Consider the following 25,567-nt stretch of genomic DNA (forward strand, 5'->3'; position numbering starts at 1 on the left):
ATGAACGAGAGCCCCTCATTTATGAACGCGACCCCGATCACTGACGCACGCGTCGACACCTCTTTTTTCAACGCCAGTACGCGCCTGCCCATCGTCCTGACACCGACCGTTCCGATCAACGATTTGCCCGGCTGGATCGACACGCATCGAGACGAACTGGAGACGTGGCTCACCCTCCATGGCGCCATTTTGTTCCGCGATTTTGGCGTGCCCGGGCCTGCTGCGTTCGAAGCCTTCGCCGAAGCCATTTCACCGGCGCTGTACGGCGAATACGGCGACCTGCCAAAGAAGGAGGGCGGTCGCAATACATATCGTTCCACGCCGTACCCCGAGCGGCAGATGATCCTCTACCACAACGAAAGTTCGCACCTGTCGCGCTGGCCGCGTCGGCAGTTTTTCTTCTGCGAGCTGGCGTCTGTGTTGGGGGGCGCTACACCGATTGTCGATTGTCGCGAGATGCTGCGGCAGTTGCCGGCGCAACTGGTGGATACCTTCGAGCGCAAGCAGTTGATGTACGTACGCACCTTTACACGCGGCCTGGATGTGCCATGGCGCGAATTCTTCGATACCAACGACCGGCGCGCGGTGGAATCACGCTGCGACGCGGCGGGTGTCCAGTACGAATGGCTGCCGAACGACGAGCTCCAGACACGCACCGTGTGCCCGGCGGTGATCGTGCATCCGCTGACCGGCGAGCGGTCGTTCTTCAACCAGGTGCAGTTGCATCACATCGCGTGTCTCGCGCCGGATGTCCGGATGGATCTGCTCGATATGGTCGGGCTCGATCGCATGCCACGGCACGCGTATTTCGGCGATGGCAGCGCGATCAGCGACGACGATATCGCGTTGATCGGTGAGGCGTACGAGCGCTGTGCGGTGCGTTTCGACTGGCGCGCCGGCGACGTGCTGATGCTCGACAACATGCTCGTCGCGCACGCTCGCGATCCCTATCAGGGGCCGCGCAAGATTGTCGTGGCGATGAGCGAGCTGGTTGAACGCTCGCAATTCGCACGTTCCGCCGGCGCCTGACGCACGCGCGTTTTTCCGATTCCCCTACAGAAAGCAGACCCAAAGAACATGGACCAACACACTCCCCAACTCCAGGAATCCGCCCTCGACGCCGCCCTGCGCACGCTCTTCGCCACGCTGCTGGAGGTCGATCCCGGCGCCATCGGCGACGATGACGACTTCTTCGAACTAGGTGGAGACTCGCTGCTGGTCATCAAGCTGGTCGCCCGTATCCGGCGCACGCTGAGCCGTGAACTCTCACCCGGCGACGTCTTCGATCACCCGACCGTAGCCAGTCTCGCCCGCTTTCTCGACCACGCCTGACTGACCGACCGATCGACGCAGCCGCGCGACACACCCGCACGATAGTCAGGGAAATTTCACACAAAAAATCTGTCCTCGATATAATATCGTATTAGTAATCATTCGCATTCGCATTATCGTTCAGAAACCTAACCACACCAACCGCAAGAGACCATGGCACGACAACAATCAGAACGACGCGGCGCAGACCGTATCGGCGCGCGCGGGCGCGCAAGGAATCCCTGGCGGCTCGCGCCGATCGCAGCGGGCGTGTTCCTGGCGACGTCTGCGTTTGCGCAAAGTGACGCTGTTGTGCCTACGGACGGATCTGGCCAGCCGGCCGCATCCGCCAGCCCGGGGCAACAGTTGCCGGCTGTGGTGGTGAAGGGTCAACGCGATGCTGAAACGGGTACGGGGCCGGTGAAGGGTTACGTGGCGAAGCAGAGCACAGCGGGCACCAAGACCGACACGCCGATCATCAAGACACCGCAGGCGATCTCGGTGGTGACGCGCGACCAGATGGACATCCAGGACGTGCAGAGCGTGGCGCAGGCGCTGCGCTACACGTCCGGCGTCAACCCGGAGCAGCGCGGCACCAATACGGATTCGCTCGAGTACCTGTACGCGCGTGGTTTTCTCGTCGATGAGTTCTGGAACGGTTTGCGCACGCCCGGTCCCGCCGGCGGTTTCGGCTTCAACGTGACGAGCTTCGATCCGTATATGTTTGAGCGTATCGAGCTGCTGCACGGACCGGCGTCGGTGTTGTACGGACAAGGTTCGCCGGGTGGCACGGTGAACCTTGTGAGCAAGATGCCGACAGCCGAGCCGCTGCACGAAGTCGGAATCCAGACCGGCAGTTATGGACGCTTGCAAGGGTTCTTCGACTTCAGTGGTCCTATTGATCAGGATGGCAAAGTGCTTTACCGTTTGACGGCGGACGGTTTCAATACCGGCACGCAAACGGACTACGTGAACCAGCAGCGCTTCGCGATTTCGCCGACCATCACGTGGAAACCGACGAAAGACACCACGTTCACGGTCTTTGCCAACTACCAGGCCGATCCCGAAGCGGGTATCTATAACAGCGTGCCGGTGGTGGGCACGATTCAGACCGGTGTGTCGCAGTTGCCGCGCAGTTTCTATCCGGGCGAGCCGGACTTCGACAGTTTCCGCAAGACGCAGGAGTCGATCGGATACCAGTTGGATCATCGCTTGAACGACATCTGGTCCTTCAAGCAGAGCTATCGTTTCCTGCATAACAGCCAGACCGTTCAATATGTGGCCGACGATCTGGGCTATATAAACAACGGTACGGAGCTGGCGCGCGAGGCGTATCTGAACAGCGGCCGGTTGAACTCGCACACGCTCGACAACCAGGCGACCGCGCGGTTCAACACGGGACCGGTGTCGCATACGGCGACCGTGGGTGTCGACTACCAGAATACCCAGTTCGACCACGTTTTCTTCGCATCGGCGGACAACAATGTGCCGTCGCTCAGCATTACGAATCCGCAATACGGCCAGTACATTCCATATCCGACCTTCGAGTTGGGCACGTCGAACAAGCAGTCGGTCAAGCAGCTTGGCACGTATGCTCAGGACCAGTTCGACATCGACCGGTGGTCGTTCCTGCTGGGCGTGCGCGAAGACTGGACGAACGAAGATAGCCAGTCGTATGTGAACGGTGCGCAGACGAAACAGTTCAACCGCGCGTTCACCTGGCGTGCGGGTGGTGTGTACAAGTTCGACAATGGTTTTGCGCCTTACGCCAGCTACACGACGTCGTTCCAGCCGCAGGTCGGTTCGACCTTCTCGGGTACATCGTTCTCACCGACTACCGCCCAGCAGTACGAGGTCGGCGTGAAGTACCAGCCGAAGGGTTACAACAGTTTTGTTACGGTATCGGCGTTTCACCTGACGCAGCAAAACGTGCTGACGACGGACCCGAACAACATCAACTTCCAGGTGCAGACCGGCGAAGTGCGGTCCCAGGGTTTCGAAGTCGAAGCGCATGCGAGCCTGACCAATAACCTCGCGCTGATCTTCAGCTACACGTACACGAACCTGCTCAACACGAAGAGCAATTCGTCGAACCTCGACAAGGCGCCGCTCGGTATTCCGCGTAATACCGCCTCGCTGTGGGCGGACTATACGGTGACCAGCGGGCTGCTCAACGGTGTGCAAGCGGGCGCGGGCCTGCGGTTTATCGGCGGTTCCTACGGCGATACGGCGAACACGCTCCTGACCTCGTCGGCAACACTCGTCGACCTCGCGCTGCGCTATGACCTCGGCCGCGCGTTCCCCTCCATGCATGGCTGGACCGGCTCGCTCAATGCAAGCAACCTGCTCAATCGCACTTACATGGCGTCGTGCAGCAACGGTTCCTGCTACTGGGGACAAGGTCGACTCGTACTCGCGGGATTGAAGTATCAGTGGTAATTCATCAGGAGGCAGGGCGCCAATGCGGTCTTTTGCGGCAAGAGCCTTAACGGCGACCTTAATGACGCCCGGCGAGCAAGCCGGACCACGGCCACTGTCTCCCGCGCAGGAAGGGCTCTGGTTCATGCAGCGGCTCGCGCCACTGTCCACTGCCTACCATCTGGCGCGCGTTTTTCACTTGCGCGGGCAGGCCGATATCGGCGCGCTTGAGCAGGCGCTGAATGTCGTGCGCACACGGCAGGCTGCATTACGTACCCGTTTTTCTGAACGGGATGGCAAGCCTTTTCAGATCGTCGATGCTCCGGCCGATGTGTCGTTGCCATTGACCGATCTTTCCTCGCTTCAAGCCGATGCACGTGACGAAGCGCTGGCAGAAGCGCTTGCTCACGAGGCGCAGCAGCCGTTCGACCTCGCCACAGAAGGTGCGATCCGCGTGCGGGTATTCGTAATGTCGGCGCAATGGAATGTGCTGTCTGTCGTGGCCCATCATCTCGTCTCCGATGGAACGTCTACTGCGATCTTCGCGCGTGAACTTGCTCACGCGTACGGCAGGATCGTGCGTGACGAAGCGGTTCCTGAGCTACCAGACTTGACATGGCAGTACGCCGATTTCGCCGCGAGGCAACGGGACCTGCTCGCAAGCGACAAGGCTCGCGCCGACTTGGCGCGGTGGACCGAATACATCGGCTCGACCCATGCAGGTTTCGAACTGCCCGTCGATTTCATACGAGCGCCGACTCACGGACGTCTTGCGCGCACCCACACCTTCGCGCTGACTTGCTCAACAGCTAACGCGCTGCGCTCGCGCTGCAAAGCCGAGCGCTGCACGCCGTTTGCCGTGTTAATGGCGGCGTGGCAGTTAGTGTTGTCGCGCCATGCCGGCAGCGACGATTTCTGCATCGGCGTGCCGACCAGCGGACGAACTCGTGAAGAAGGCGAAGACCTGATTGGTCTTTTTGTCGATACGCAGGTGTATCGCGCGCGCGTTCAGCCTTCGATGACCGGACGTTCGCTGTTGCAGGCGGTACGCAACGACACCCGCGCCGCGCTCGATCATGGCAGCGTCACGCTGGCCGCGCTCGTCGATGCGTTAGGCGTGCGGCGAGAGGCCGATCGTCACCCGCTGTTCCAGACGCTCTTCAACGTGCAGGGCGCTGCCGCTTCGGGGAAGTTGGAACTGGCCGGTCTCGAGGTCGATATGGTCGACACGGAAAGTCAGGTTGCCCGATTCGACCTGAGCCTGGATATCCGCGTGAGTGCCAACGCCGTTACGTGTACCGCACGTTACGACGGCGCGTTATATCGCGCTGAAACTATCGCGCGGCTTGGACGCCATTACGAAGCAATGCTAATCGGCCTCTGCGAAGACCCAGATCGGCCGGTGGCGGAGATTGCGTTTATCGATGACGAGGAACTAGCCCGTCTCTCGGCCTGGAGCACGCAAGCTGCGGAGTTTGGCGAAGCAGAGCCTGTTCACCGTTTATTCGAACGCCACGCGATAAAGACACCCGATGCGCCCGCGCTCTTGTTCGGCGATGAGGTACTGTCGTACCGCGAACTCGACCAACGCGCCAATCAACTCGCGCATCGGCTAGTGAAGCTTGGCGTGGGACCGGAAGTAAAGGTCGGTATCGGCCTCGAACGATCAATAGAGATGGTGGTCGGCTTGCTGGCCATATTGAAGGCTGGCGGCGCGTACGTTCCGCTCGATCCCGACTATCCGCCCGAGCGGCTGGCCTACATGATCGGCGACAGTGGCGTAGAGCTGTTGCTTACGCAGCGCGCCATTAGCGAACGCTTGCACGCGCTCTTACCGTCGGGCGATGCATGCACGGTGCTCGAACTCGACGTGCTGGATACATCAGGTGAATCGCTGCATTGCCCGGACGTTCCTCTCCACGCGGAAAACCTGGCCTATGTGATCTATACGTCGGGTTCGACAGGACGTCCGAAGGGCGCTGCCAATCGTCACGGCGCATTGTTCAATCGGCTGGCCTGGATGCAGGCCGCATACCCGCTCGACGCCACTGATACTGTTTTACAAAAGACCCCGTTCAGTTTCGATGTGTCGGTCTGGGAGTTCTTCTGGCCACTCATGACCGGCGCGCGTCTGGCGGTGGCCGGGCCGGGCGATCATCGGGACCCTGCGAGGCTGGTTGAACTGATCGACCGCTTCAAGGTGACCACGCTCCATTTCGTGCCGCCGATGTTGCAAGCCTTCATCGCTTCACTCGACGGCGACAGCGCCGTTTGCGGGAGCCTGCGCCAGATTATCTGCAGCGGTGAAGCGTTGCCGGCGACGCTGCAGGATCGTGCGCTGCAACGTCTGCCACAGGTTCAATTGCATAACCTGTACGGTCCGACCGAAGCGGCCATCGACGTCACGCACTGGACTTGTCAGGCAGGTGATCCGGTCGTGCCGATCGGCCGGCCGATTGCGAATGTAAGCACGCATGTGCTCGATCAGTCGATGAATCGTTTGCCTGTGGGTGTCGCAGGTGAACTCTATTTGGGCGGCGCGGGAATCGCTCGCGGGTATCTCAACCGGCCGGGGCTGACGGCCGAGCGTTTCGTGCCCGATCCGTTCAAGGATGGTGGGCGGCTGTATCGCACCGGTGATCTTGCGCGCTGGCGCGAGGATGGTGCACTCGACTATATCGGACGGCTCGATCATCAGGTCAAGATCCGGGGCTTTCGCATTGAACCCGGTGAGATCGAAGCGGTATTGCAGACCTTGCCGGGCGTGGATGAAGCGGTAGTCGTGGCGCAGGATGGGCCGGGCGGTAAGCGGCTGGTCGCGTATGTGACGGCGCGTGCGGGTCATTCGCTGCAGCGTGAAGCGTTGGCCACCGGTCTGCACGACGTCCTGCCCGAATACATGGTGCCGTCCGTGTGGGTCGAACTCGAGCGGCTGCCGCTGTCGCCGAACGGCAAGGTGGATCGCCGTGCGCTGCCCCCGCCTTCTCAGACGGAACGAGTCTGGGAACCGCCGCAAGGCGACATCGAATTGGTACTGGCGCGTATCTGGCAGGAGGTGCTGGGCGTCGAACGCGTTGGCCGCGACGATAACTTCTTCGAGCTGGGCGGCGATTCGATCCTTAGCTTGCTGATTGTGGAGCGTGTACGGCTGGCCGGGTGGAAGGTGACTCCGCGGCAATTGTTCGAGCGTCAGACCGTGGTTCAGCTTGCTGCCGTAGCGGAGCCGGTTGTTGCAACCGCTGTCACCACTAACGCGGTCGTGCAGGACACAACCAAGGCATTTTTGCCGATGCAAACGTGGTTCCTCGACCTGCCGATGGAGCGCCGGCATCATTGGAACCAGGCGGTGTTGCTGAAGAGCAATGAGCCGTTGGACACGGCGCTGCTGGAGCACGCGTTGCATGCGCTGGTGCAGCACCACGACGCGCTGCGGCTACGCCTTACACAAGACGCAGCCAGCCAATGGTTGTTGGGTAGTGAGCAACCGTCGACTGACTTGCTATGGGTACGCGAGGCGGCTACGCCGGCTGATATAGCGGCGCTCTGCGACGAAGCTCAACGCAGCCTTGATCTCGCCCACGGACCACTGCTGAGAGCGCTGACGATACAGGTCAGCGACGGTAGCTGCCGGCTCTTGCTGGTGATCCACCATCTGGCTGTGGACGGCGTGTCATGGCGGATCCTGCTGGCAGATTTGCGAACGGCGTATGCGCAGTTGCAGGCCGATGAAGCTGTCGCATTGCCGCCGAAGACAACGTCATGCAATGAGTGGGCGACACGCCTCGCAGACCACGCGAGGAGCCCCAAGCTGCGTGCGCAACTCGATTACTGGCTTGGCATTGCGCGTACGCCGGCCCGCCTGCCCTGCGACTTTCCGGACGGCGCGAACATCGTGGCTCATCAGCAACACGTCACCCTCAAGCTCGACCGCGCCCGGACGCAACGGCTGTTGCAGGAAGCACCTGCTGCGTACCGCACGCACGTCAACGATCTGCTGCTGACCGCGTTGGGCCGCGCGCTTTGCAACTGGACCGGAAGGGAGCGCATTCGCATCGACCTTGAAGGACACGGCCGTGAAGATATTTTCGATGACCTCGACCTGAGCCGCACGGTTGGCTGGTTCACTAGCCTGTATCCCATCTCTCTCGAACCGCAGGGTGATGTGGGCACGGCGCTTGGGCGCGTCAAGGAAGCGCTGCGCGGGATACCGGATCGGGGCCTCGGGTTTGGCGTGCTCAAGTACCTCGGTGACGACGCGGACCGGCACGCGCTGGGCAGCATCGAACCATCGCGGGTGGTGTTCAACTATCTCGGCCAGTTCGACCAGAGCTTTGATGCAACGTCGGCATGGCAACCCGCGCCCGAAGCGGCTGGGCGTTCGCAAGACCAAGGTGCGCCGTTGCCGCATGACCTGTCCGTCAGCGCCAAGGTGCTGGACGGTGCACTCACGTTGAGCGTGGGTTATAGCGGCGAGCGTTATCGGGCGAGCACGGTTGAAGGGCTGATCGACGGGATCCGCGTGGAACTGGAACGCGTGATCGAGCACTGCACGAGCGGTGCAACGGGCGTAACACCTTCGGACTTCGAATTAATTTATCTGACGCAGGATGAGCTTGATCGATTGCCACTGACGTTGAACAACGTCGCGGATATTTATCCGCTGTCGCCCATGCAATCGGGCATGTTGTTCCACACCTTGTATGCACCCGGCAGCAACGTGTACTTGAATCAGTTGCGCGCGGATATTGATGGACTGGATGTCGCGCGTTTCAGTGCGGCGTGGGCCGCGGTAACGGCTCGACACGATATTTTGCGCACAGGCTTTGTGCCGCAAGGCGAGGGCTGGCTGCAGTGGGTGGCGCGGTCCGTGGAACTGCCGCTGAACCACCACGACTTGCGCGGCCGGCACGACCTTGCCGCTGCGCTGGACGATCTGGCCGCAGCCGATCTCAAGCAGGGTTTCGACGTAACGCAGGCGCCTTTGCAAAGGCTGGCGCTGGTGCGTGTCGATACCCATCGCTATCACTTCATCTGGACGCACCATCACGTGCTGATGGACGGCTGGAGTGTCGCGCAGCTGCTCGGCGAGGTGCTGCGCCACTACAGCGGACAGAGCCTGCCCGCGCATGGTGGCCGGTATCGCGACTATATCGGCTGGTTACAGAAGCACGATGCGCAGGCGAGCGCCGCGCACTGGTGCGAGCAAGTAAAACGGATCGAGGAACCAACGCGGCTGGCCACAGCAGTCGCGAGCCGCTACGAGCGGACCGGCACTGCGGCGGTCGCCGGTTACGGCCAACATACGTTTGAACTGGACCGGGCATCGACCGCGCGCCTCGTCGCATTTGCCCGTCAGGAACGAGTGACCGTGAACACGCTGGTTCAAGCCGCATGGGCGTTGCTCTTGCACCGATACACCAACCAGCCGACAGTGACCTTCGGCGCAACTCTGGCCGGCCGGCCTGCCGGCCTCGCCGGCGCGTCGCAGTTGCTCGGGCTCTTCATCAATACGCTGCCGGTGATCGCGCAGCCGCATGCTCGCAAACGGCTGGGCGACTGGCTGCGCGAATTGCAGCAGCAAGGCATGACGGCGCAGGAACACGCGCACACGCCGCTGTATGAGATCCAGCGCTGGGCAGGTGCAAGCACGCAAGGTCTGTTCGATACCGTCGTGGTCTTCGAGAACTATCCTGTCGATACCGCGCTGAAAGATGCATCGCCCGGTGGCCTGACGATCAACAACGTACGCGCCTGCGATGAAACCAGCTACCCGCTGACCTTGGGCGTGATGCTGGGCGACACTCTGAAGCTGGACTACCGGTTTGCGCACGAGGCGTTTTCGGATCAGGACATTGCCGACATCGCCCAGCAAACGGGTGGCCTGCTGAACGCGTTTGCTGGCGCATCCGCCCGGCTGCTTGCTGACTTCGACTTGCTCGATGGCGCGCAGCGGCAAGCGCTGATGACGTTGGGTCATACCAGCGCGTCAGCAGACAACGCACAGCCGATACACAAGCTGATCGAGGCACGCGAACAGCAGCAACACAATGCGCTCGCGCTCGTGTTCGGTCACGTCAGCTTGAGTTACGGCGAACTGAACGCACGGGCAAACCGCCTTGCGCATCGTTTGATGCGGGAAGCCGTAGGGCCGGAAGTGCGAGTCGGGTTTGCAGTGGCGCGCTCGGTCGAGATGATCGTGGGCCTGCTGGCCGTCCTGAAAGCGGGTGGCGCATACGTACCGCTGGACCCGGCGTATCCGGTCGAACGTCTCGCTCATATGGTGGCGGATAGTGGCATCACGTTGCTGATCACGCAGTCGCATTTGCACGGACGGTTGCCTGCAGAAGCCGGGCTGACGCGCCTGGATCTGGACACGTTGGATGTATCGGCGGAACCGGTAAGCAATCCGTCCGTGAAGCTCGCTGGCGGGAACCTGGCGTATGTGATCTATACATCGGGCTCGACCGGCAAGCCCAAGGGCGTGGCGGTGGCGCACGACGCGCTGTCGATGCATTGTCAGGCCATTGCAACTCGCTATGGCATCACACCGGAAGACCGGCAACTGCACTTCGCTTCCATCAGCTTCGACGCTGCCGCCGAACAGTGGTTGGCCCCCTTGCTCAGCGGCGCGGCGATCGTGTTGCGCGACGACACCGTCTGGCCGGCGCAGCGCCTCGCGGCCGAGATAAAGGCGCAAAAAATATCGATACTGGACTTGCCGCCTGCCTATATCAATGCGTTCGCTCAGGAGATCGAGCCAGGCGCGGTATCGGTCAGGACGTGCATTGTCGGCGGGGAAGGCTGGTCGCGAAGCGGCTTTGAAACTGTGAAGAAATACCTGAGACCCGAGCGGATTTTCAACGCGTATGGGCCGTCGGAAACGGTGATCACGTCGACTGTGTGGCGCGCGGATGGAGCATCGGAATTTGACAGCGCCTACGCACCGATCGGCACGCCGGTGGGCGAGCGCACAGCGTACGTGTTGGACTCAGCGTTGTGTCTCGTGCCGCAGGGCATGGCGGGCGAACTGTACGTGGGCGGCGCGGGACTGGCGCGGGGTTATCTGAACCGTGCAGCGCTGACGGCGGAACAGTTCATACCGGACTCGTTCGGCGCGAACGAGGGTGGCCGCTTGTACCGGACCGGTGATCTTGTGCGCTGGAACAGCTTGGGCGAACTTGAGTTTCTTGGACGCATCGATCATCAAGTGAAGCTGCGCGGTTTTCGTATTGAACTGGGCGAGATCGAGACGGCGCTGCTTGCGCTACCCGGTGTGCGGGACGCGGTAGCAATCCTTTACGACATCACCGGCAGCGCCCGTCTTGTTGCATACGTGAGCGCGCAGACGGGGACGGTGATCGACGGGGCAACGTTAAAAACAGCATTGCACAGCGTCCTGCCCGACTACATGGTTCCCGGTTCGATAGTCGTGCTCGACGCGTTGCCACTAACGCCCAATGGCAAGGTGGACCGGCACGCGCTGCCGGCACCGGAGCTTGCCGTCACGGGGCACTACGAACCACCGCAAGGCGAAGTAGAAACGGTCATCGCGCAGATCTGGTCCGACGTGCTTGGAATAGAACAGATTGAACGAGTAGGCCGCCGCGACAACTTCTTCGAACTCGGCGGTGACTCTATTTTCAGCCTCCAGGTTCAGCGCCGAGTTTCGCGGCAGTTATCAGTCGAAATCGAACTCGCGGCATTGTTCGCGGCACCGACGCTCGCGGCATTCGCCGCTGTCGTGTCGACCGCGCGCGCGAGCACAGGGGCAGGACAAGACCGCTTGACCGACGACATGCAATCCATCCTTTCCGAACTCATGCGATGAACCGACGCGCCATGCTTTCCGCGCTGCTGGGCGCCGGCGCACTTGCCGCAACCGCACTCTCCGATATTGCACTGGCCGGCGACGTTCCCGCAGCTCCACCGCGCCGTATTGTCGTGCTCGACTGGGGACTGACCGAGATGGTGTTGTCGATCGGCGTGGTGCCGGTCGGGATAGCGAATACCCGGGACTTCCTCAGGAATTTCACGGTCTGCGATGTGCCCGCGTCGGTGGTGAATCTCGGCCTGATGTTCCAGCCGAACATGGAATTGCTGTTCGCGCTGAAGCCTGACCTGATCATCATCTCGCCGGCCCATGCGACGTTGCGGGCCGCGCTCGAACGGGTTGCGCCGACCCTCACGCTCGGGCGTTACCGGTCGAGTAAAACGCCTTATTCCGCAGCGTGTGCCGAGACGCTGCAGCTCGCGCGTTTGCTGGGCTGCGAAGCGCGCGCCGAAGCCGTTCTCGCACAAGCGGACACGGTACTCGGCCACGCGCGCACGGCGCTTGCCGCGCTTCCAGGTGTGAGCGGTGCAGGTGGTGCGAAAGGCAGCCCGCTTTACATGGTGAATTTTATCGATGAAGCGCACGTGCGCGTGTTCGGCCCCAACAGCTTCTATGGCGAACTGATGACAACGCTAGGACTGCAAAACGCGGTCCACTCGGGCGCCTTCTCCACAACTGGTTTCGACGTGCTGGGCGGTGTGCCTGATGCGACCCTGCTATACATGAAGCCGCTTGCGTCATCCGTTGCGAACATGATGAAAACCAGTCCCGTGTGGCAGGCCATGCCATTCACGAACGAGGGCCGCATTATCGGCCTGCCGCGCGTTCCTCCCGACGGCGGCTGCGTCCTCTCCGCGATGCTCTTCGCCCGCGTGCTCGTCGATGCCTTCGGGCAGGCCAGTAAGCAGGCCAATGCCGCGAAGGAGCACGCATGAAAAGCGTCGCGACCGTACCTGTGATTCCCTCACGACGCTGGCCACTCCTGCCGGTTTGCCTTGTGATCGTGCTGGCCACGGTGTTATCGCTGCACAGGCTGGAGGACCGGTTGCCGGCGTCGTTGTGGTGGCAAGCGCTGGTGGCTCCATCGCCGGCGGATCTGCGCCAGCTGCTTGTCCATTACGGCTACCTGCCGCGCATCGCGGTCGCGTGGCTGTGCGGCGCGGCGCTCGGGCTTGCTGGTGCGGCGACCCAGCAAGTGCTGCGCAATCCGCTCGCCGAACCGATGACGCTTGGCATCTTCTCCGGCTCTTATCTGGGGCTTTCGATTGCGACCGTCTACGCACCCGGCTTGCTGGTATCCGGCCGCGATGGGGTCGCGCTGGGCGGTGGCGCAGCGGCATTGGCGATTGTTTTTGCGCTGGCCGCGCGACGCGGCATCTCGCCGCTCGCGCTGATCCTCGGCGGCATGATCGTCAACCTGTGCTGCGGCGCGCTGAGTTTTGCGCTCGCGATCTCCCACTACGACCTGTTGAGCGCGCTGATGATCTGGGGCGGCGGTTCGCTCGGCCAGCACGACTGGAGCGTGGCGCTGGCACTGCTCGTGCGGCTCGCGCCGTGCGTGGCGTTGCTGCTGCTGTGCGTGCGTCCCATGGCCGTATTCGATCTTGGAGACACCGTCGCCAGCAGCCTGGGCGTCTCGTTGCGAATGACGCGCGGCGCCGCGCTCTTCCTGACCCTGCTCGTGACCGCGTTCGTGGTGAGCGCCGTGGGCGTGATCGGCTTCATTGGACTTGCCGCACCTACGCTTGCGCGTCTCGCCGGCGCGCGCCGCTTGCGCGACCGGATGTTGTGGTCGCCGTTGTTCGGCGCGGCATTGCTGTGGCTGGCCGACCAGATCGCGCAAGAATTCGCGGGACGTTACGGAACCACGATTCCAACGGGCGCGATCACCACGTTGCTGGGCGCACCGCTGCTGCTGGTCATGTTGCGGCGCCTGCGAGGACGGCCCGACCTGACCCACGCGCCCGCGATCCAGTCGGCTCCGCTGTCATCGCGTGCACTGGCTTTGACGACGGGCGTCTGCATACTGTTTTTGCTGGTGGTCATCGGCTTGTCGCTTGGCGTGGGGAGAGGTCTTGCAGGCTGGCACGTCAGCCGCCCAGACGAGATCGCTGCGTTGCTGTTCCTGCGCTTGCCCCATGTAATCGCGGCGATGGGCGTAGGCGTGTTGCTCGCGCTCGCGGGCGGTATCGTCCAGCGCATGACGGGCAATCCGATGGCGAGCCCCGACCTGCTCGGCATCACCGCCGGCGGCGCGATGGGGCTTACCGGCGCACTTTTCCTGACAGCCAGTCCGGGGCTGCCGACGTTTCTTGTCTGGTGTGCATCCGGGTCGGTGATTACGCTGGGCGCGCTGCTGCTCTTTGCACGCAAATCGTCCTATGCCCCCGACACGCTGATACTCGCCGGCGTGACGATCAGCGCCGTGTTCCAGGCAGTGTCGACTATTGCCGTTGCCAGCGACGATCCCCGCGTGATCGTCCTCTACAACCTGCTCGCAGGGTCGACTTATAACGTCAGCGCGGGCGCAGCGGGTGTCGTGGCCGTGGTCGCGCTGGCGGCACTGTGCGCGGTGCCGTTTTGCCGGCGCTGGCTTGAGATCCTGCCGTTGGGCGCGGCCGTCTCTCGCGGCCTGGGAGTGAACATTACCGTCGCGCGTTTTGCGCTGCTGCTGCTGAGCGCGCTGCTGACGGCGGCGGCGACACTCGTGATCGGCCCGCTGTCATTTATCGGTCTCATGGCGCCGCACATGACACGCATGCTCGGTATCCGGCGGGCTGTGCCGCTCCTGTTCATTTCGGCGGCTCTGGGCGCGGCGCTGATGGTCGCGTCCGACTGGCTCGGCCGCTGGGTCCTGTTCCCGCAGGAAATGCCGGCGGGCGTGATGGCGACGCTGCTGGGCGGCGTGTACCTGATTGTCACGATGTTCAAGCGCAGCCCACGGGATGCGTCCGGTTCGTGATGCCTGTTTCGATCACCCTCTCGAGGCACCCAAACGGCCGCTTTATCGGTGAAGTAGCATAATGCAAATGATTCGCATTTAATTGACTTCACTTGTCAAATTAATTATTCTGTGACGCGGCCGGGTCGTCCTTTTTACGTCCTTTCACTGGCGGGATTGAGCCCGGTTTTCACGCGTCGCCCCACAAGGAGTTTCATGTCGCTGTTCCTGTATCTTGTCCGCAACTCACGCTGGGTGCTGGCTGTCGCGGTGGTGGCGAGCCTCGTCAGCGGGTTCGGCAACGCGGCGCTCATCGCACTGATTAACCAGGCGCTTGGGGCGTCGAATACGAAGCTCGTCGAACTCGGCTGGCAATTCCTGATCGTGGGCGTGGTCGTGCTCGGCACACGAACGTTGTCGCAAACCTTGTTCATGCAGCTCGGCCAGCGCGCCAAGGCCACGTTGCGCATGCGCACCATCCGGCGCATTGCCGAAGCGTCGTATCAGCATCTGGAAAAGCAGGGCGCGTCCAAAGCGCTCACCGTGCTGACGCAAGACCTGGATACGATCGTCATCCTGTTCGTCAGCCTGCCCGCGCTCGCGATGCACGGCGCGGTGATCGCAGGTTGCCTCGCGTATCTCGGTTATCTGTCATGGCAGATCCTGCTCTTCGCTGTCGTGACCATTTTCATCGGCTCGCTCGGGTTTCATATTGCCAACACGAAAGCGCTGTTTCATCTGCGCGGGTCGCGGCGCAAGGAGGACGATCTCGTCAAGCATTTCCGCGCGCTCTTCGACGGCGCCAAGGAGCTCAAGCTACATCGTGAGCGCAAGAATGCGTTCGTGACGGACACGCTGGAAACCAACGTAGAAGCAGTACGCGTCCAGCGCACGCGTGGGTACATCCTGTACGCTGCGGCCGCGAGCTGGGGCAGCTTCATTCTCTTTGCGTTCATCGGCATTACGCTGTTCGTGCTGGCGCGTACGTTTCCGGTGAGCACGCACGTGATGTCCGGCTACGCGATGATCTTTCTGTACATGATCATGCCAATTGAAGGCCTGCTGTCCGCCATCCCGAACATCAGTTCGGCGAAGGTTGCGATGGAGCGCATTGAACAGGTCAACGCCGAACTGCCGCTCGAAGATACCTTGCGCGAAACACCGGCCAAGTCCTTCGACAGCATCGTGTTCGACAAGGTCACGCATCGATACTTCCGCGAGAAAGAGAACGAAGTCTTCACGCTGGGCCCCATCGACCTGACGTTCAAGCCGGGTGAACTGATTTATCTGATCGGCGGTAACGGCAGCGGCAAGACGACGCTCGCAAAAATGCTCGTGGGACTTTACGCGCCCGAAGGCGGCCAGATCCTGCTTAACGGCAAACCGGTCGATGAAGCGCACCGCGATATTTATCGCCAGCATTTCTCGGTAGTCTTCAACGACTTCTACCTGTTCGACACGCTGCTCGGCATGAAGGTGGAAGGACTCGACCGTCAGGCGAAGTTGCTGCTTGAACACCTGCAACTCGATCACAAGGTCACGATCAAGGACGGCGCGTTTTCCACGACCGACCTGTCGCAAGGTCAGCGCAAGCGTCTTGCGTTGCTGGTCACGTATCTGGAAGACCGGCCGTTCTACGTCTTCGACGAATGGGCCGCTGACCAGGACCCGACCTTCAAGGAAGTGTTCTACAAGCAGTTGCTGCCGGAGCTTCAGGCGAAGGGCAAGACCATCGTGGTCATCACGCATGACGACCGTTATTACCATCTCGCCGATCGCTATATCAAGCTCGACTACGGTCAGGTCGTTGAACTCGGCCGTGGCGCAGACTTGCGCGTCGATCATCCGAACGCCATTCATCCGCAGACGCAAGGGCAGGCACCTGCGCCGGTTGCATCGGCATAACGGATATGAACGCCAACCCCGCATTTCTCGATCGGAACGCAGAGCGCGTGGCCACTCGTGAGTCCGATTCCGAGTCCATGTATTCGCTCGAAGAGGTCTCGTTCAGCATCGGCGAGCGGGTGCTGCTGCATCCGCTGTCGCTCGAATTGCCCAAGCGTCGCGTATGCGGGCTCATTGGGCACAATGGTTCTGGCAAATCCACGCTGCTGAAGCTGCTCGCGCGCCAGCAAGCGCCCGGCAGCGGCACGCTGCGCTTCGCGGGCAAGCCGCTTGACGACTGGGAAGGCCGCGCGTTTGCGCGCAAGGTTGCCTATCTGCCGCAACAACCGCCCGCCGCCGACGGCATGACCGTGCGCGAACTCGTCGCGCTGGGGCGTTATCCGTGGCACGGTGCGCTCGGGCGCTTCAGCGCACAAGACGGCGCGAAGGTGGAAGACGCCATGCGGCTGACTGACGTCGAGCGTTTTGCGGACCGCACGGTGGACAGTCTTTCCGGCGGCGAACGCCAGCGCGTGTGGCTCGCCATGCTGGTCGCGCAGGACAGCGAATGCCTGCTGCTTGACGAACCTATTTCGGCGCTGGACATTGCGCATCAGATCGAGGTTTTGCAACTGGTGCGGACCTTGAGTGCCGAGCGCGGGCTCGGTGTGGTGGTGGTGCTGCACGACGTCAACATGGCTGCGCGTTTCTGCGACGATCTCCTGGCGCTCAAGGGCGGCCGCCTGCTGGCATCGGGCACGCCCGCGGAGCTGATGCACGCTGACACACTCGGCGCGATTTATGGTATTCCGATGGGCACGGTCCCGCACCCTCACGGCGGTTCACCCATCAGTTTCGCCCACTGATTCAAGGTTTCGATCTCATGAAGCAAGTTGTCAGGCTCGTGGCGGCGGTGGTGTTCGCCGCAGCCACATTGAGCGGTTGTGTGCAAGTCCCCCGAAACGTGGCGAGCGCCGAGCCGCCCTTTAGCGTCGAGATTCGCCGCACGCAAGATGGTATCCCGCATATCAAGGCCGACGATTGGGCGAGCCTCGGTTATGGCTATGGCTACGTGCAGGCGCAAGACAACCTGTGCACGCTCGCAGACGGCTTCGTCACGTTTCGCGGCGAGCGCTCGGCGAATTTCGGTGCCGATGCGCGGCCGCCAACGGCCGCTTCCTTCGGACAACCGCGCAATCTTGAAGCCGATTTCTTCTTTCGTTTTGTTGACGACGCGAGCGCTGTCGAACGTTATCGATCCGCTCAATCCGCGCCCATTCGCGAGTTGATAGACGGTTTCGTGGCAGGCTATAACCGTTACGTCGACGAGTTGGACGCGGGACGCATGGGCGGGGCGAACGCGGCGTGCAGAGGCAAGCCGTGGGTCGGCAAGATCAGTTCCGACGATATGATCCGCCGGCTCGTGGCTGCCAATCTCGCCGGTGGCGCTGTACGGTTTTTGCCACAGATAGCGAGCGCGCAGCCGCCCGCGAAAGCCGCGCCACGGGCGCCGTCCGTGCAGACTGGCGCCGTCGATATCGCGCCTTCGCAACTCGACATAGGCGGGCAGCGCGGCATTGGCAGCAATGCGCTTGCGTTCGGCGCGCCGGTCACGCAGGAAGGCCGAAGCCTCCTGTTCGGCAACCCGCACTGGTTCTGGCGCGGGCCTGACCGCTTCTATGAAGCACAGCTAACCATCCCGGGTCAGTTGAATGTAGCGGGCGTGTCGTTTCTTGGCGTGCCACTCGTGATGATCGGCTTTAACAACGACATCGCGTGGACCCATACCGTGTCGAGTGCGCGGCGCTTCGGCATTTTCCAGTTGTCGCTCGATCCCGCCGATCCCACGCGTTATTTCTTCGATGGCGTCAGCGAGCCGATGACACCCGTGCCCGTCACGGTCGAAACTCGTGACGCCGACGGCAGCCTGACACCGATCACGCGCACGCTGTATCGCTCGCGGTTTGGTCCGCTCGTGGATTTGTCGTCGATGTCACCGGCGCTCGCATGGAATGCGCAACACGCGTTCGCGTTGCGCGACGTGAATACCGATAACACACGCGCCTTCGAGAACTTCCTGGCGTGGGATCAGGCGCGCTCCCTCAACGATTTCATCGCGATCCAGAAGCGCTTCGCAGCCACGCCGTGGGTCAACACCCTGGCGATCGGCCGCGATGACCCGCGTGCATGGTTCGCCGACTTTGGCGCTGTGCCGGACGTGCCCGATTCGCTGGCGGCGGCCTGCACGCCGCCGCTTGGCCGGGCGTTCGCTGCGAAAGCGCCCGGCGTGCCGTTTCTCGATGGTTCGAAAAGCGCCTGTGAATGGCGCGTGGAAGTGTCGAGTGTGCAAGCAGGAGCATTGCCGGTCTCCGAGATGCCGGGCATGGCGCGCGGCGATTATGTGGGTAACTTCAACGGCAGTTACTGGCTGACCAACGCCAACGCGCCAATGACCGGCTACCCGCATGTGGCCGGCATTACCGGCACGGAGCAGTCGCTGCGCACGCGTTTTGGCCACATGCTCGCGGCCGAGTTACAGGCGCAGAAGGGTGGCGTGACACGGCTTGCACTGGAGGCGAAGGTGCTCGATAGCCGGTCGATGTCGGAGCAATTGTTCCGCAAGCCTATTCTTCACGCGGTCTGCACCGATGTGCCGGATGCATCGGCTTCGGTGGTTTCAGTCACGCAAGGCACGCCCGGCGGCAAGCCGCAAACGGTGGATCTGGCGCAAGCGTGCAAGGTACTGCGTGAGTGGGACGGCACCGCCAACACCCAGGCGCGTGGCGCCAATCTTTGGGACGAATTCTGGCGTCGCCTGAACGGGACAGGGTTGGCGCATTTCTACCGCGTGCCGTTCGATCCGGCCGCGCCGCTTGCGACGCCCCGCGGTCTCGACGCCTCCAATCCCGCGCTTAAACCCGCTCTTCAGCAGGCGCTCGGCGGCGCGGTGCTCGCTATGCAGCGTTACGGTTTTGCGCTCGACTCCACGCGTGGCGAACTGCTGCACGCCGACCGGAACGGTGAGCGCGTGCCGCTCTTTGGCGGTTGCGACGAAGCGGGTTATTTCACGGTGATGTGTGCACTTCATCCCGTCGATGCAAACGGCTACGCCGTCGATCGCAGCGGCCACGGTGCGAGTTACCTGCAAGTGGTTTCGTTCGATGCGAATGGCGTGCAAGCGGACACGATGCTGGCGCATTCGGAATCCGATGACCCCGCCTCGCCCCATTTCGCCGATGCAACCCGGCGCTTCGCCGGTAAGCAATGGCTGCGCTTTCCGTTCACCGAAGAGGCCATAACCGCCGATCCGGGCATGACGACAGTGACGCTGCAAGCGCCGAGATAGACGTAGAAGGTGCATGCGTGCTCGATTTAGCGCGCTGTGCTATGGTCGAATGACTTCCTTCTCCAACAGCCATGACCTAACCGGTCATGGCGCACACCATCGCCATCATGTCCTTCACCGTTCAACAATCCACCGGTTCAAAAGCAGCGCAATATGACGAGCTTATTGCTCAGGCGCGCTCGCTTCTCAGCGATGAAACCGATCGCATCGCCAATGCCGCCAACTTCTCGGCGCTGGTGTATCACACGCTGCCCGACCTGAACTGGAGCGGTTTTTATTTCTTCGATGGCATCGAACTCGTTGTGGGTCCCTTCCAGGGAAAACCGGCGTGCGTTCGCATCGCGCTGGGAAAAGGCGTATGCGGCACGGCCGCGCAAACCCGGCTCACACAGGTTGTGCAGGACGTTCACGCGTTTCCCGGACACATTGCGTGCGACTCGGCTTCGCAATCGGAGATTGTCGTGCCTCTCGTTGCCAAGGACGGCAGCCTGGCCGGCGTCTGGGATGTCGACAGCCCTTCGGTCGGCCGCTTCGATGCGGACGATGCCAAAGGAATGGAAGCGCTATGCCAGGTATTCATGGAACTGGCGTGGGAGCCGCGGACATCGGCGTAAGGCTCTCATCGAGCGTTAGTCTTGACGACAAACCCTGCAAGGTCGGCACGCACTGAGCGAGCCTTCAGCCATTCGAGCGGGATCTGCCATAGCGACGTTTCAAAGCGGCTATGGAAAAACGCAAAGTGGCCGATCTCGTGATACCCCATCGCTTCGGGCGGAATACGCAGATGGGTGATCGGGCTGTTCCTGAAGTAAGCAAGCAAACGTTCGATGGCCGATACCGTGCCAAATTCGTCATCGGTTACGCTGAATGCGAGTATTGGCGCATGCAATGCGGCGAAACCTTTGACCAGCGTCGCGCGCTCTGCTTCCGTCAGGGCGTGCGGACCGTGCCGGAATGCATCCTCGAACCTGGGTTGCGGCGCGGTCCAGTCGCGCACCACGCCGCGCGGGGTGTCTTCCATCCAGCCTAGCGTGCCACCGGGAAAATAGCCGAGTGCAGCCGTGAGCGCCGGCATGATTACGTGCCATTTGATCAGCATGCCGAATCGTTTATGACTGGCGTAGTCGCGCCAATGGGCGAATTGCGCGCCCATGGTGAAAACGCGGTCAATCAGATGATTCGACGGAGCCAGTCCCACCAGGACGCCGCCTATGCTATGGGCGACGACCTGTACAGGCTGGCGAGCAAACGTGCTGGATGCCATGCGCAATACGGCTTCGAAATCGAGACGTCCCCAGTCCAGCCATCCTGCTTGCAAACTGCGAAGCGACGCCGGGCGAGACCCGCCGATGCCTCGATAATCGTAGGTGATGACATCGAATCCGTGTGTGTGCAGGAACGCGGCGAAGCGCGAGTAGTAGCTGCATCGGACCGATGTGGCCGGGTTGATGATGACCACGGGCCTGGGTCCGCCCGCATCGGGGGCATCGTGATGGCGCCATATCTGGCCCTTCAGCGCGTAGCCGTCATCGGCATGTATCGTGACCGGCGTAGGCTGGACATCACTCATAGTTGTTTTTCTCGTCGGGGAGTTCGTCGATAGCTTGAATATACAGTCGTTCATCGGTGGGGCACGGAAGTCTTACCGAAGGACGAGCCATGCGGCGCACGGAAAGGTCATCACGCTGGCGATCGTGGACAAAAGAATGGCCGCCGACACTCGTTGCCGATCGGCGTCATACCGCTGCGCGAGCATGTAGATATTCCCGGCTGAGGGCAAGCACGCAATCAGAACGCCTGCTTGCACCCAGAACGGATCGAGCGCCATCACGTACCCGAGAACAAACCATGTGAGCAGCGGGTACAAGACCAGTCAGGAAGAAACCAATCATTGTTGCAGGCCGCTGCGCGCTTCGATTGCCTTGAGCACGGCGACCATGTCTGCTTCCCCGAGGCCCAGTCCAAGCGCTTCGCCATAGAGCGCGTGGCAGACGTCCAGCAGCGGGGAAGCGATACCGTTTTCACGCGCCGCCTCAGCGATCAGGCGGTTGTTTTCCAGCACGTTGGAGATTGCGGCCTGCACCGCGAAATCCCGGTCGATGAGTTTCGGCGCCTTCACGCGTGATACATCGCTCGCCATGGGGCCGGCATTCAGCACGGCCAGGAACTGGCTGAGATCGAGGCCGTTGCGCTGGGCGAAATGCACGGCTTCGGCCAGCCCCGTGACGAGTGCAATCAGAAACAGGTTGACCGATAGTTTCATCAGCAGAGCGTTCGGAACAGGCCCGCACACCATGGTCTCGCGGCACATCGGGGCGAGCAGCGGGCGGACGGCTTCTACGGCATCTGCATCGCCCGCCACCATGGCGACAAGCTGGCCCGCTTCGGCGGGCTTGCGCGATCCTGACACGGGAGCCTCGACGTAATGTCCGCCAGCCGAGTGGATATCGGCTTCCAGACCACGCGAGTAGGCCGGGGAGGTGGTGCCCATGTGGACGATCGTACGGCCCTGTACGCGGGACACGAAGGCGGGGCAGCCACGTTCGAGGACCGCGTCAATGGCGGCGCCATCGACCAGCATCAGGATGACGGTCGGGGCACGCGCGAACACCTCAGCCGCATCTTGTGCGAGCTCTGCGCCGGCAGCGACGAGGGTCCCGGTTTTCGCAGGCGTGCGGTTCCAGACCACGAGCGGCGTGCCGGCTTTCGCGAGGTTCAGCGCCATCGCTTCCCCCATCGCGCCGAGTCCGATGAAACCGACTGTCCGTGTTGTCATGGCGTTGCTCATGATGGGTCCCCTGGCGTGACAAAGCGTGAATCGCACTGTATTCCGCCAGTTCGCATTAGAGAATCGATACTTATTGATGCAACGCATTACGATCCATAATATGTCCATGACCCAGAATCTCGACATCAATCTCGTGCGGACCTTCGTCGCTGTGGCGGACCACGGCAGCATGACCGTGGCCGCGAACAGCCTTCATCTGACGCAAGGGGCGGTGAGCCAGCAGATCAAGCGGCTCGAAGAATCGTTCGATTGCAGTCTGTTCGAACGAGAGGGACGTCGCCTTGAGCTGACCCGGATCGGCGAACGTTTTCTGGGCAAGGCCAAACGCCTGCTTGGAATGAACGACGAAATCTGGGCGGATATGGCAACGCGTCCGCTACAGGGACCGCTGCGGATCGGCGTGCCGTATGACCTCGTCGGAACGTGCTTCCCGCCCATCTTCAAGGCGTTCGCGGAGGCCTGTCCTTACGTGGAGATATCGCTCATGTGCGCAACGTCGCCTGAGCTCTCCAGGGCGCTTGCCAGCGGTTCACTCGACCTGGCTGTCATAGAAGCCGCCACGGACGAAGCGGCGGGCGAATGCCTGCGGGTCGAACGACTTGTGTGGGTGGGTGCAAGAGGGGGAATGGCGCATCTGAAGCGGCCGTTGCCGGTCTCGATCGTGGCGGAGTCCTGCGCGTTCAGGCCGGTGGTTCTACAAGCACTTCGCGAGAAGAATCTCGAATGGCGAAGCGTGTTCGAGAGCGGCAACATCGAGGCGACAACGGCGACGGTGAGAAGCGACCTCGCGATCACGGCATGGTTGGCGTCTACCGTCCCCGCCGACATGGATATCCTCAATACAGATACCGGCATGCCGGCGCTGCCGAACTTTGCGATCAGTCTGCATTTGCCGGCCAACGGCGGGCCGGCGGCGCGAGCATTCGCGCAATATGTTCGCGACGGTGTGTTGCGATGGTCTTGAGCATGTGCAACGGCATTGCAATACACCTATAGACGAAGACCACGAAGGCACGCCGCTATTCCTGCTCGATGTGCGGCATCTACAGCTTCCATCGGCGGCGCGCGGACGATTGATTTGGGAAATAGTGACGCGGGGTTGTCTGCGTTTGAAGCCGATCAGGATTGGCAACGCACGCGCTAAAGCAACTGCCAACGTTCCAGTTCTTCTGCCAACGCTTCGGCGCTGACGAACTTGTATCCGTGCAGACCGGCATTGATCGCGCCGGCTACGTTGGTGTCCGTGTCATCGATGAAAAGAGTTTGGTCCGCGCCCACGCCGAGTTGCTCGAGGCAACGAAGATAGGCTTGAGCTGCCGGCTTCGCTGCACCGAACGATGCGGATGCATATACGTGAGGACCGAAGAGTTGCGCGACGGCAGGATTCAGATAGCCGATGTAATCAGTGACCAGGCGGCAATTGTTTGTCAGCACCGCAATCCGGCAGCGTTCGGCCACTTTTGCGGCGAGTGCGAGCACTTCCGTATAAGGCGTGATCGATGCATGCCGGGCAGCCAGCCAGTCGTCGCGGCTGATGGGGCAGCCTAGCAGGTCGCCCAATGCGCTCAGATACTCGTCGTCGCTGATCTGTCCGGCATCGGCGCGCGCTTCGAGTCCGGACCCCCAGATGGCGTGACGCACGGCGTCGGGCGGCTGACCTGACACGGCCGACAGATGATCGACGCGTGCGGAACGGTCGTAGTGAGACAGTACGCCTTCCATGTCGAACAGGACCAGCGCGGGGGATGCTGTCATGTTGTCGGCCTCGCGGAAAAAGGTTCCAGAAGGCGAAGCATTCATCGGGCAATATGCCTTGATGCCGCTGGAAGCTTCTATTGTGTCTCGACGAAAAACACCGTGGCTAGACAGGCATCCGGTTTTTGGACGTCCTTGAACAATGCCGAATCAAACTTGTTCAGCCATGAGCGACTTCAACGCAATGCGCTGGGACGGTTCAATTTTCTCGAACTCCAGGCCATACGCGCCGTTGATACCCTGTGCGTCGACCTCATGGACATGCCGAACTATTGCGTCGCAGTCGATGTTGACGTCGGTGTCGTCCGTGTGGAAACGAAACGACAAGCGGAGCCGGTCGTCGAGACTTGCAGTCGGCTCAGCGACGGCTAACGACATGCCGAAAGGGCTGATGTCGCGAATCAGGCCGAGTTGAGGGGTGCGCTCCTCGCAGCTCGCGTTGAAAAAATGCGCGGGCATTCGCGTGGTCATGCGCACGAATTTGCGGGCACGCAAGCGGCGAATATTTCCCGGTTCCGACAACACGAGGTAGCGAAACGGTTCGTGGCATACGGCGTCGACAGTGCACGCGAATTGGAACACGGACCGCGTTGTCAGCGCGACAAGCTCGACCTGCTCGCCACGTGCGAGGTCCAGCGGCTGGTGGCCTGAAATGACGGGTTGCGTGATAAATACCGCGCGGGCGCGGCGCGCTCCCGGCGTGGAGAAACCAATGACACGGCTCGAATACATGGCGGACCCCGGGGCCGCACGCAAGCCCAGGCGTGCACCGATCTTCAGGCCGATATTGTCGAGTGTGAGATGCCCGGAGGACTCATCGCCGGGCGACCCTGCGTTTGCGTTTGCGTTTGCGGTCTGCGTCGAATCATTCGCGTTATCTGCGCCTGCCTCTTCAAACTTGTAGGGTTCGAAGTTCTCGAACAGGAAACTTCGCGCGGCCAGGTTCGTTACTGTGGTGCCGGCTTCGAACAAGAGCGCGCCATCGACACCAACGATAGACCACACGAGCGGTTCGCCCACCGGAACTTCGTTGGGCGAGAGACGGCTGGACGCTGAAGGTGATGGCAAAACGGAAACCTCGTCGGTCATGGTCTGGGTGGGGAGGGTCGAAGCAGCGATAATCGTCTTACTGGTGAGGCTATCCAGATATCGAGGGGCGCACAAAACCAGGGCGGTCAGCCGCTTGGATCCTGGTGGCGGAAACCGATGCAACCCGGCACTGACGCATACATATTAATATATTCTTCGACCTAATAAGCCACTAATAATATATTGGCCACGTGCCTCGGAGCA

At 61.7% G+C, this 25,567-nt stretch carries 16 protein-coding genes; 11 read left to right on the forward strand and 5 right to left on the reverse strand.

Annotated elements, in window-relative coordinates; all coding sequences use genetic code 11:
* The first annotated feature begins 21 nt into the window (after window positions 1-21).
* The 10 genes from HB376_RS16940 (at window position 22) to HB376_RS16985 (ending at window position 20,345) form a co-directional block, all read left to right on the forward strand.
* On the forward strand, window positions 22-1,029 hold the full coding sequence (locus tag HB376_RS16940) for a TauD/TfdA family dioxygenase (RefSeq protein WP_255631394.1): 1,008 nt from the start codon (window positions 22-24) through the stop codon (window positions 1,027-1,029).
* Window positions 1,030-1,077: 48 nt separating this feature from the next.
* Window positions 1,078-1,332, forward strand: coding sequence for a phosphopantetheine-binding protein (locus HB376_RS16945; RefSeq protein WP_213764826.1), 255 nt, complete (start codon window positions 1,078-1,080; stop codon window positions 1,330-1,332).
* A 153-nt stretch (window positions 1,333-1,485) separates the two neighbouring features.
* Window positions 1,486-3,750, forward strand: a complete 2,265-nt coding sequence (locus HB376_RS16950; RefSeq protein ID WP_213764827.1) for a TonB-dependent siderophore receptor — start codon at window positions 1,486-1,488, stop codon at window positions 3,748-3,750.
* A gap of 61 nt (window positions 3,751-3,811) precedes the next feature.
* Window positions 3,812-11,557 (forward strand): non-ribosomal peptide synthetase, encoded by a 7,746-nt coding sequence (locus tag HB376_RS16955; RefSeq protein ID WP_213764828.1) that lies wholly within the window; start codon window positions 3,812-3,814, stop codon window positions 11,555-11,557.
* Window positions 11,554-12,495, forward strand: a complete 942-nt coding sequence (locus tag HB376_RS16960) for an iron-siderophore ABC transporter substrate-binding protein (protein WP_213764829.1) — start codon at window positions 11,554-11,556, stop codon at window positions 12,493-12,495. The genes HB376_RS16955 and HB376_RS16960 overlap by 4 nt, the downstream gene beginning before the upstream one ends.
* Window positions 12,492-14,522: a Fe(3+)-hydroxamate ABC transporter permease FhuB gene (fhuB, locus tag HB376_RS16965; protein WP_213764830.1), complete on the forward strand. Its 2,031-nt coding sequence runs from the start codon at window positions 12,492-12,494 to the stop codon at window positions 14,520-14,522. The genes HB376_RS16960 and fhuB overlap by 4 nt, the downstream gene beginning before the upstream one ends.
* 195 nt (window positions 14,523-14,717) lie before the next feature.
* Window positions 14,718-16,406: a cyclic peptide export ABC transporter gene (locus HB376_RS16970; RefSeq protein WP_213764831.1), complete on the forward strand. Its 1,689-nt coding sequence runs from the start codon at window positions 14,718-14,720 to the stop codon at window positions 16,404-16,406.
* A 77-nt stretch (window positions 16,407-16,483) separates the two neighbouring features.
* Complete coding sequence (locus tag HB376_RS16975; protein ID WP_255631408.1) at window positions 16,484-17,251, forward strand: ATP-binding cassette domain-containing protein; 768 nt, start codon at window positions 16,484-16,486, stop codon at window positions 17,249-17,251.
* A 17-nt stretch (window positions 17,252-17,268) separates the two neighbouring features.
* A complete protein-coding gene (locus tag HB376_RS16980) occupies window positions 17,269-19,731 on the forward strand; it encodes a penicillin acylase family protein (RefSeq protein ID WP_213764833.1) in 2,463 nt (820 codons plus the stop codon).
* Window positions 19,732-19,817: 86 nt separating this feature from the next.
* Window positions 19,818-20,345, forward strand: coding sequence for a GAF domain-containing protein (locus HB376_RS16985; protein WP_255631395.1), 528 nt, complete (start codon window positions 19,818-19,820; stop codon window positions 20,343-20,345).
* A gap of 5 nt (window positions 20,346-20,350) precedes the next feature.
* On the opposite strand, the gene HB376_RS16990 is transcribed toward HB376_RS16985, so the two are convergent.
* The 3 genes from HB376_RS16990 to HB376_RS17000 all read right to left on the reverse strand — a co-directional run bounded on the left by HB376_RS16990 (window position 20,351) and on the right by HB376_RS17000 (window position 22,690).
* The gene (locus tag HB376_RS16990) at window positions 20,351-21,301 is read right to left on the reverse strand and encodes an alpha/beta fold hydrolase (RefSeq protein ID WP_213764834.1); all 951 of its coding nucleotides are present in this window, start codon (window positions 21,299-21,301) and stop codon (window positions 20,351-20,353) included.
* A gap of 72 nt (window positions 21,302-21,373) precedes the next feature.
* Window positions 21,374-21,598 (reverse strand): hypothetical protein, encoded by a 225-nt coding sequence (locus tag HB376_RS16995; RefSeq protein ID WP_213764835.1) that lies wholly within the window; start codon window positions 21,596-21,598, stop codon window positions 21,374-21,376.
* Between the two features lie 21 nt (window positions 21,599-21,619).
* Entirely contained in the window at window positions 21,620-22,690 is a 1,071-nt protein-coding gene (locus HB376_RS17000) for an NAD(P)-dependent oxidoreductase (RefSeq protein WP_346730510.1), read from the reverse strand.
* Between HB376_RS17000 and HB376_RS17005 the strand changes: the two genes are divergently transcribed.
* Window positions 22,626-23,483, forward strand: coding sequence for a LysR family transcriptional regulator (locus HB376_RS17005; protein WP_213764836.1), 858 nt, complete (start codon window positions 22,626-22,628; stop codon window positions 23,481-23,483). The two genes, HB376_RS17000 and HB376_RS17005, sit on opposite strands and share 65 nt — an antisense overlap.
* 176 nt (window positions 23,484-23,659) lie before the next feature.
* Here HB376_RS17005 and HB376_RS17010 read toward each other — a convergent pair whose 3' ends face one another.
* On the reverse strand, window positions 23,660-24,274 hold the full coding sequence (locus HB376_RS17010) for an HAD family phosphatase (RefSeq protein ID WP_213764837.1): 615 nt from the start codon (window positions 24,272-24,274) through the stop codon (window positions 23,660-23,662).
* A 150-nt stretch (window positions 24,275-24,424) separates the two neighbouring features.
* Window positions 24,425-25,342, reverse strand: coding sequence for a flagellar brake protein (locus HB376_RS17015; protein WP_255631396.1), 918 nt, complete (start codon window positions 25,340-25,342; stop codon window positions 24,425-24,427).
* Window positions 25,343-25,567: the final 225 nt, after the last annotated feature.

The sequence above is a fragment of the Caballeronia sp. dw_19 genome, assembly GCF_018449515.1.
Classification (GTDB): Bacteria; Pseudomonadota; Gammaproteobacteria; order Burkholderiales; family Burkholderiaceae; genus Caballeronia.

Excerpts from the sequence above, each read along its gene's own strand:
- HB376_RS17000 (WP_346730510.1), bottom strand. The coding sequence starts at position 22,690 with ATGCTGCCGTGGTCCGCCACAGCGACGAAGGTCCGCACGAGATTGATG.
- HB376_RS16940 (WP_255631394.1), top strand. The coding sequence starts at position 22 with ATGAACGCGACCCCGATCACTGACGCACGCGTCGACACCTCTTTTTTC.
- HB376_RS16960 (WP_213764829.1), top strand. The coding sequence starts at position 11,554 with ATGAACCGACGCGCCATGCTTTCCGCGCTGCTGGGCGCCGGCGCACTT.
- fhuB (WP_213764830.1), top strand. The coding sequence starts at position 12,492 with ATGAAAAGCGTCGCGACCGTACCTGTGATTCCCTCACGACGCTGGCCA.
- HB376_RS16950 (WP_213764827.1), top strand. The coding sequence starts at position 1,486 with ATGGCACGACAACAATCAGAACGACGCGGCGCAGACCGTATCGGCGCG.
- HB376_RS16945 (WP_213764826.1), top strand. The coding sequence starts at position 1,078 with ATGGACCAACACACTCCCCAACTCCAGGAATCCGCCCTCGACGCCGCC.
- HB376_RS16980 (WP_213764833.1), top strand. The coding sequence starts at position 17,269 with ATGAAGCAAGTTGTCAGGCTCGTGGCGGCGGTGGTGTTCGCCGCAGCC.
- HB376_RS16985 (WP_255631395.1), top strand. The coding sequence starts at position 19,818 with ATGGCGCACACCATCGCCATCATGTCCTTCACCGTTCAACAATCCACC.
- HB376_RS16970 (WP_213764831.1), top strand. The coding sequence starts at position 14,718 with ATGTCGCTGTTCCTGTATCTTGTCCGCAACTCACGCTGGGTGCTGGCT.
- HB376_RS17005 (WP_213764836.1), top strand. The coding sequence starts at position 22,626 with ATGACCCAGAATCTCGACATCAATCTCGTGCGGACCTTCGTCGCTGTG.
- HB376_RS16975 (WP_255631408.1), top strand. The coding sequence starts at position 16,484 with ATGTATTCGCTCGAAGAGGTCTCGTTCAGCATCGGCGAGCGGGTGCTG.
- HB376_RS16955 (WP_213764828.1), top strand. The coding sequence starts at position 3,812 with ATGACGCCCGGCGAGCAAGCCGGACCACGGCCACTGTCTCCCGCGCAG.
- HB376_RS17010 (WP_213764837.1), bottom strand. The coding sequence starts at position 24,274 with ATGACAGCATCCCCCGCGCTGGTCCTGTTCGACATGGAAGGCGTACTG.
- HB376_RS16990 (WP_213764834.1), bottom strand. The coding sequence starts at position 21,301 with ATGAGTGATGTCCAGCCTACGCCGGTCACGATACATGCCGATGACGGC.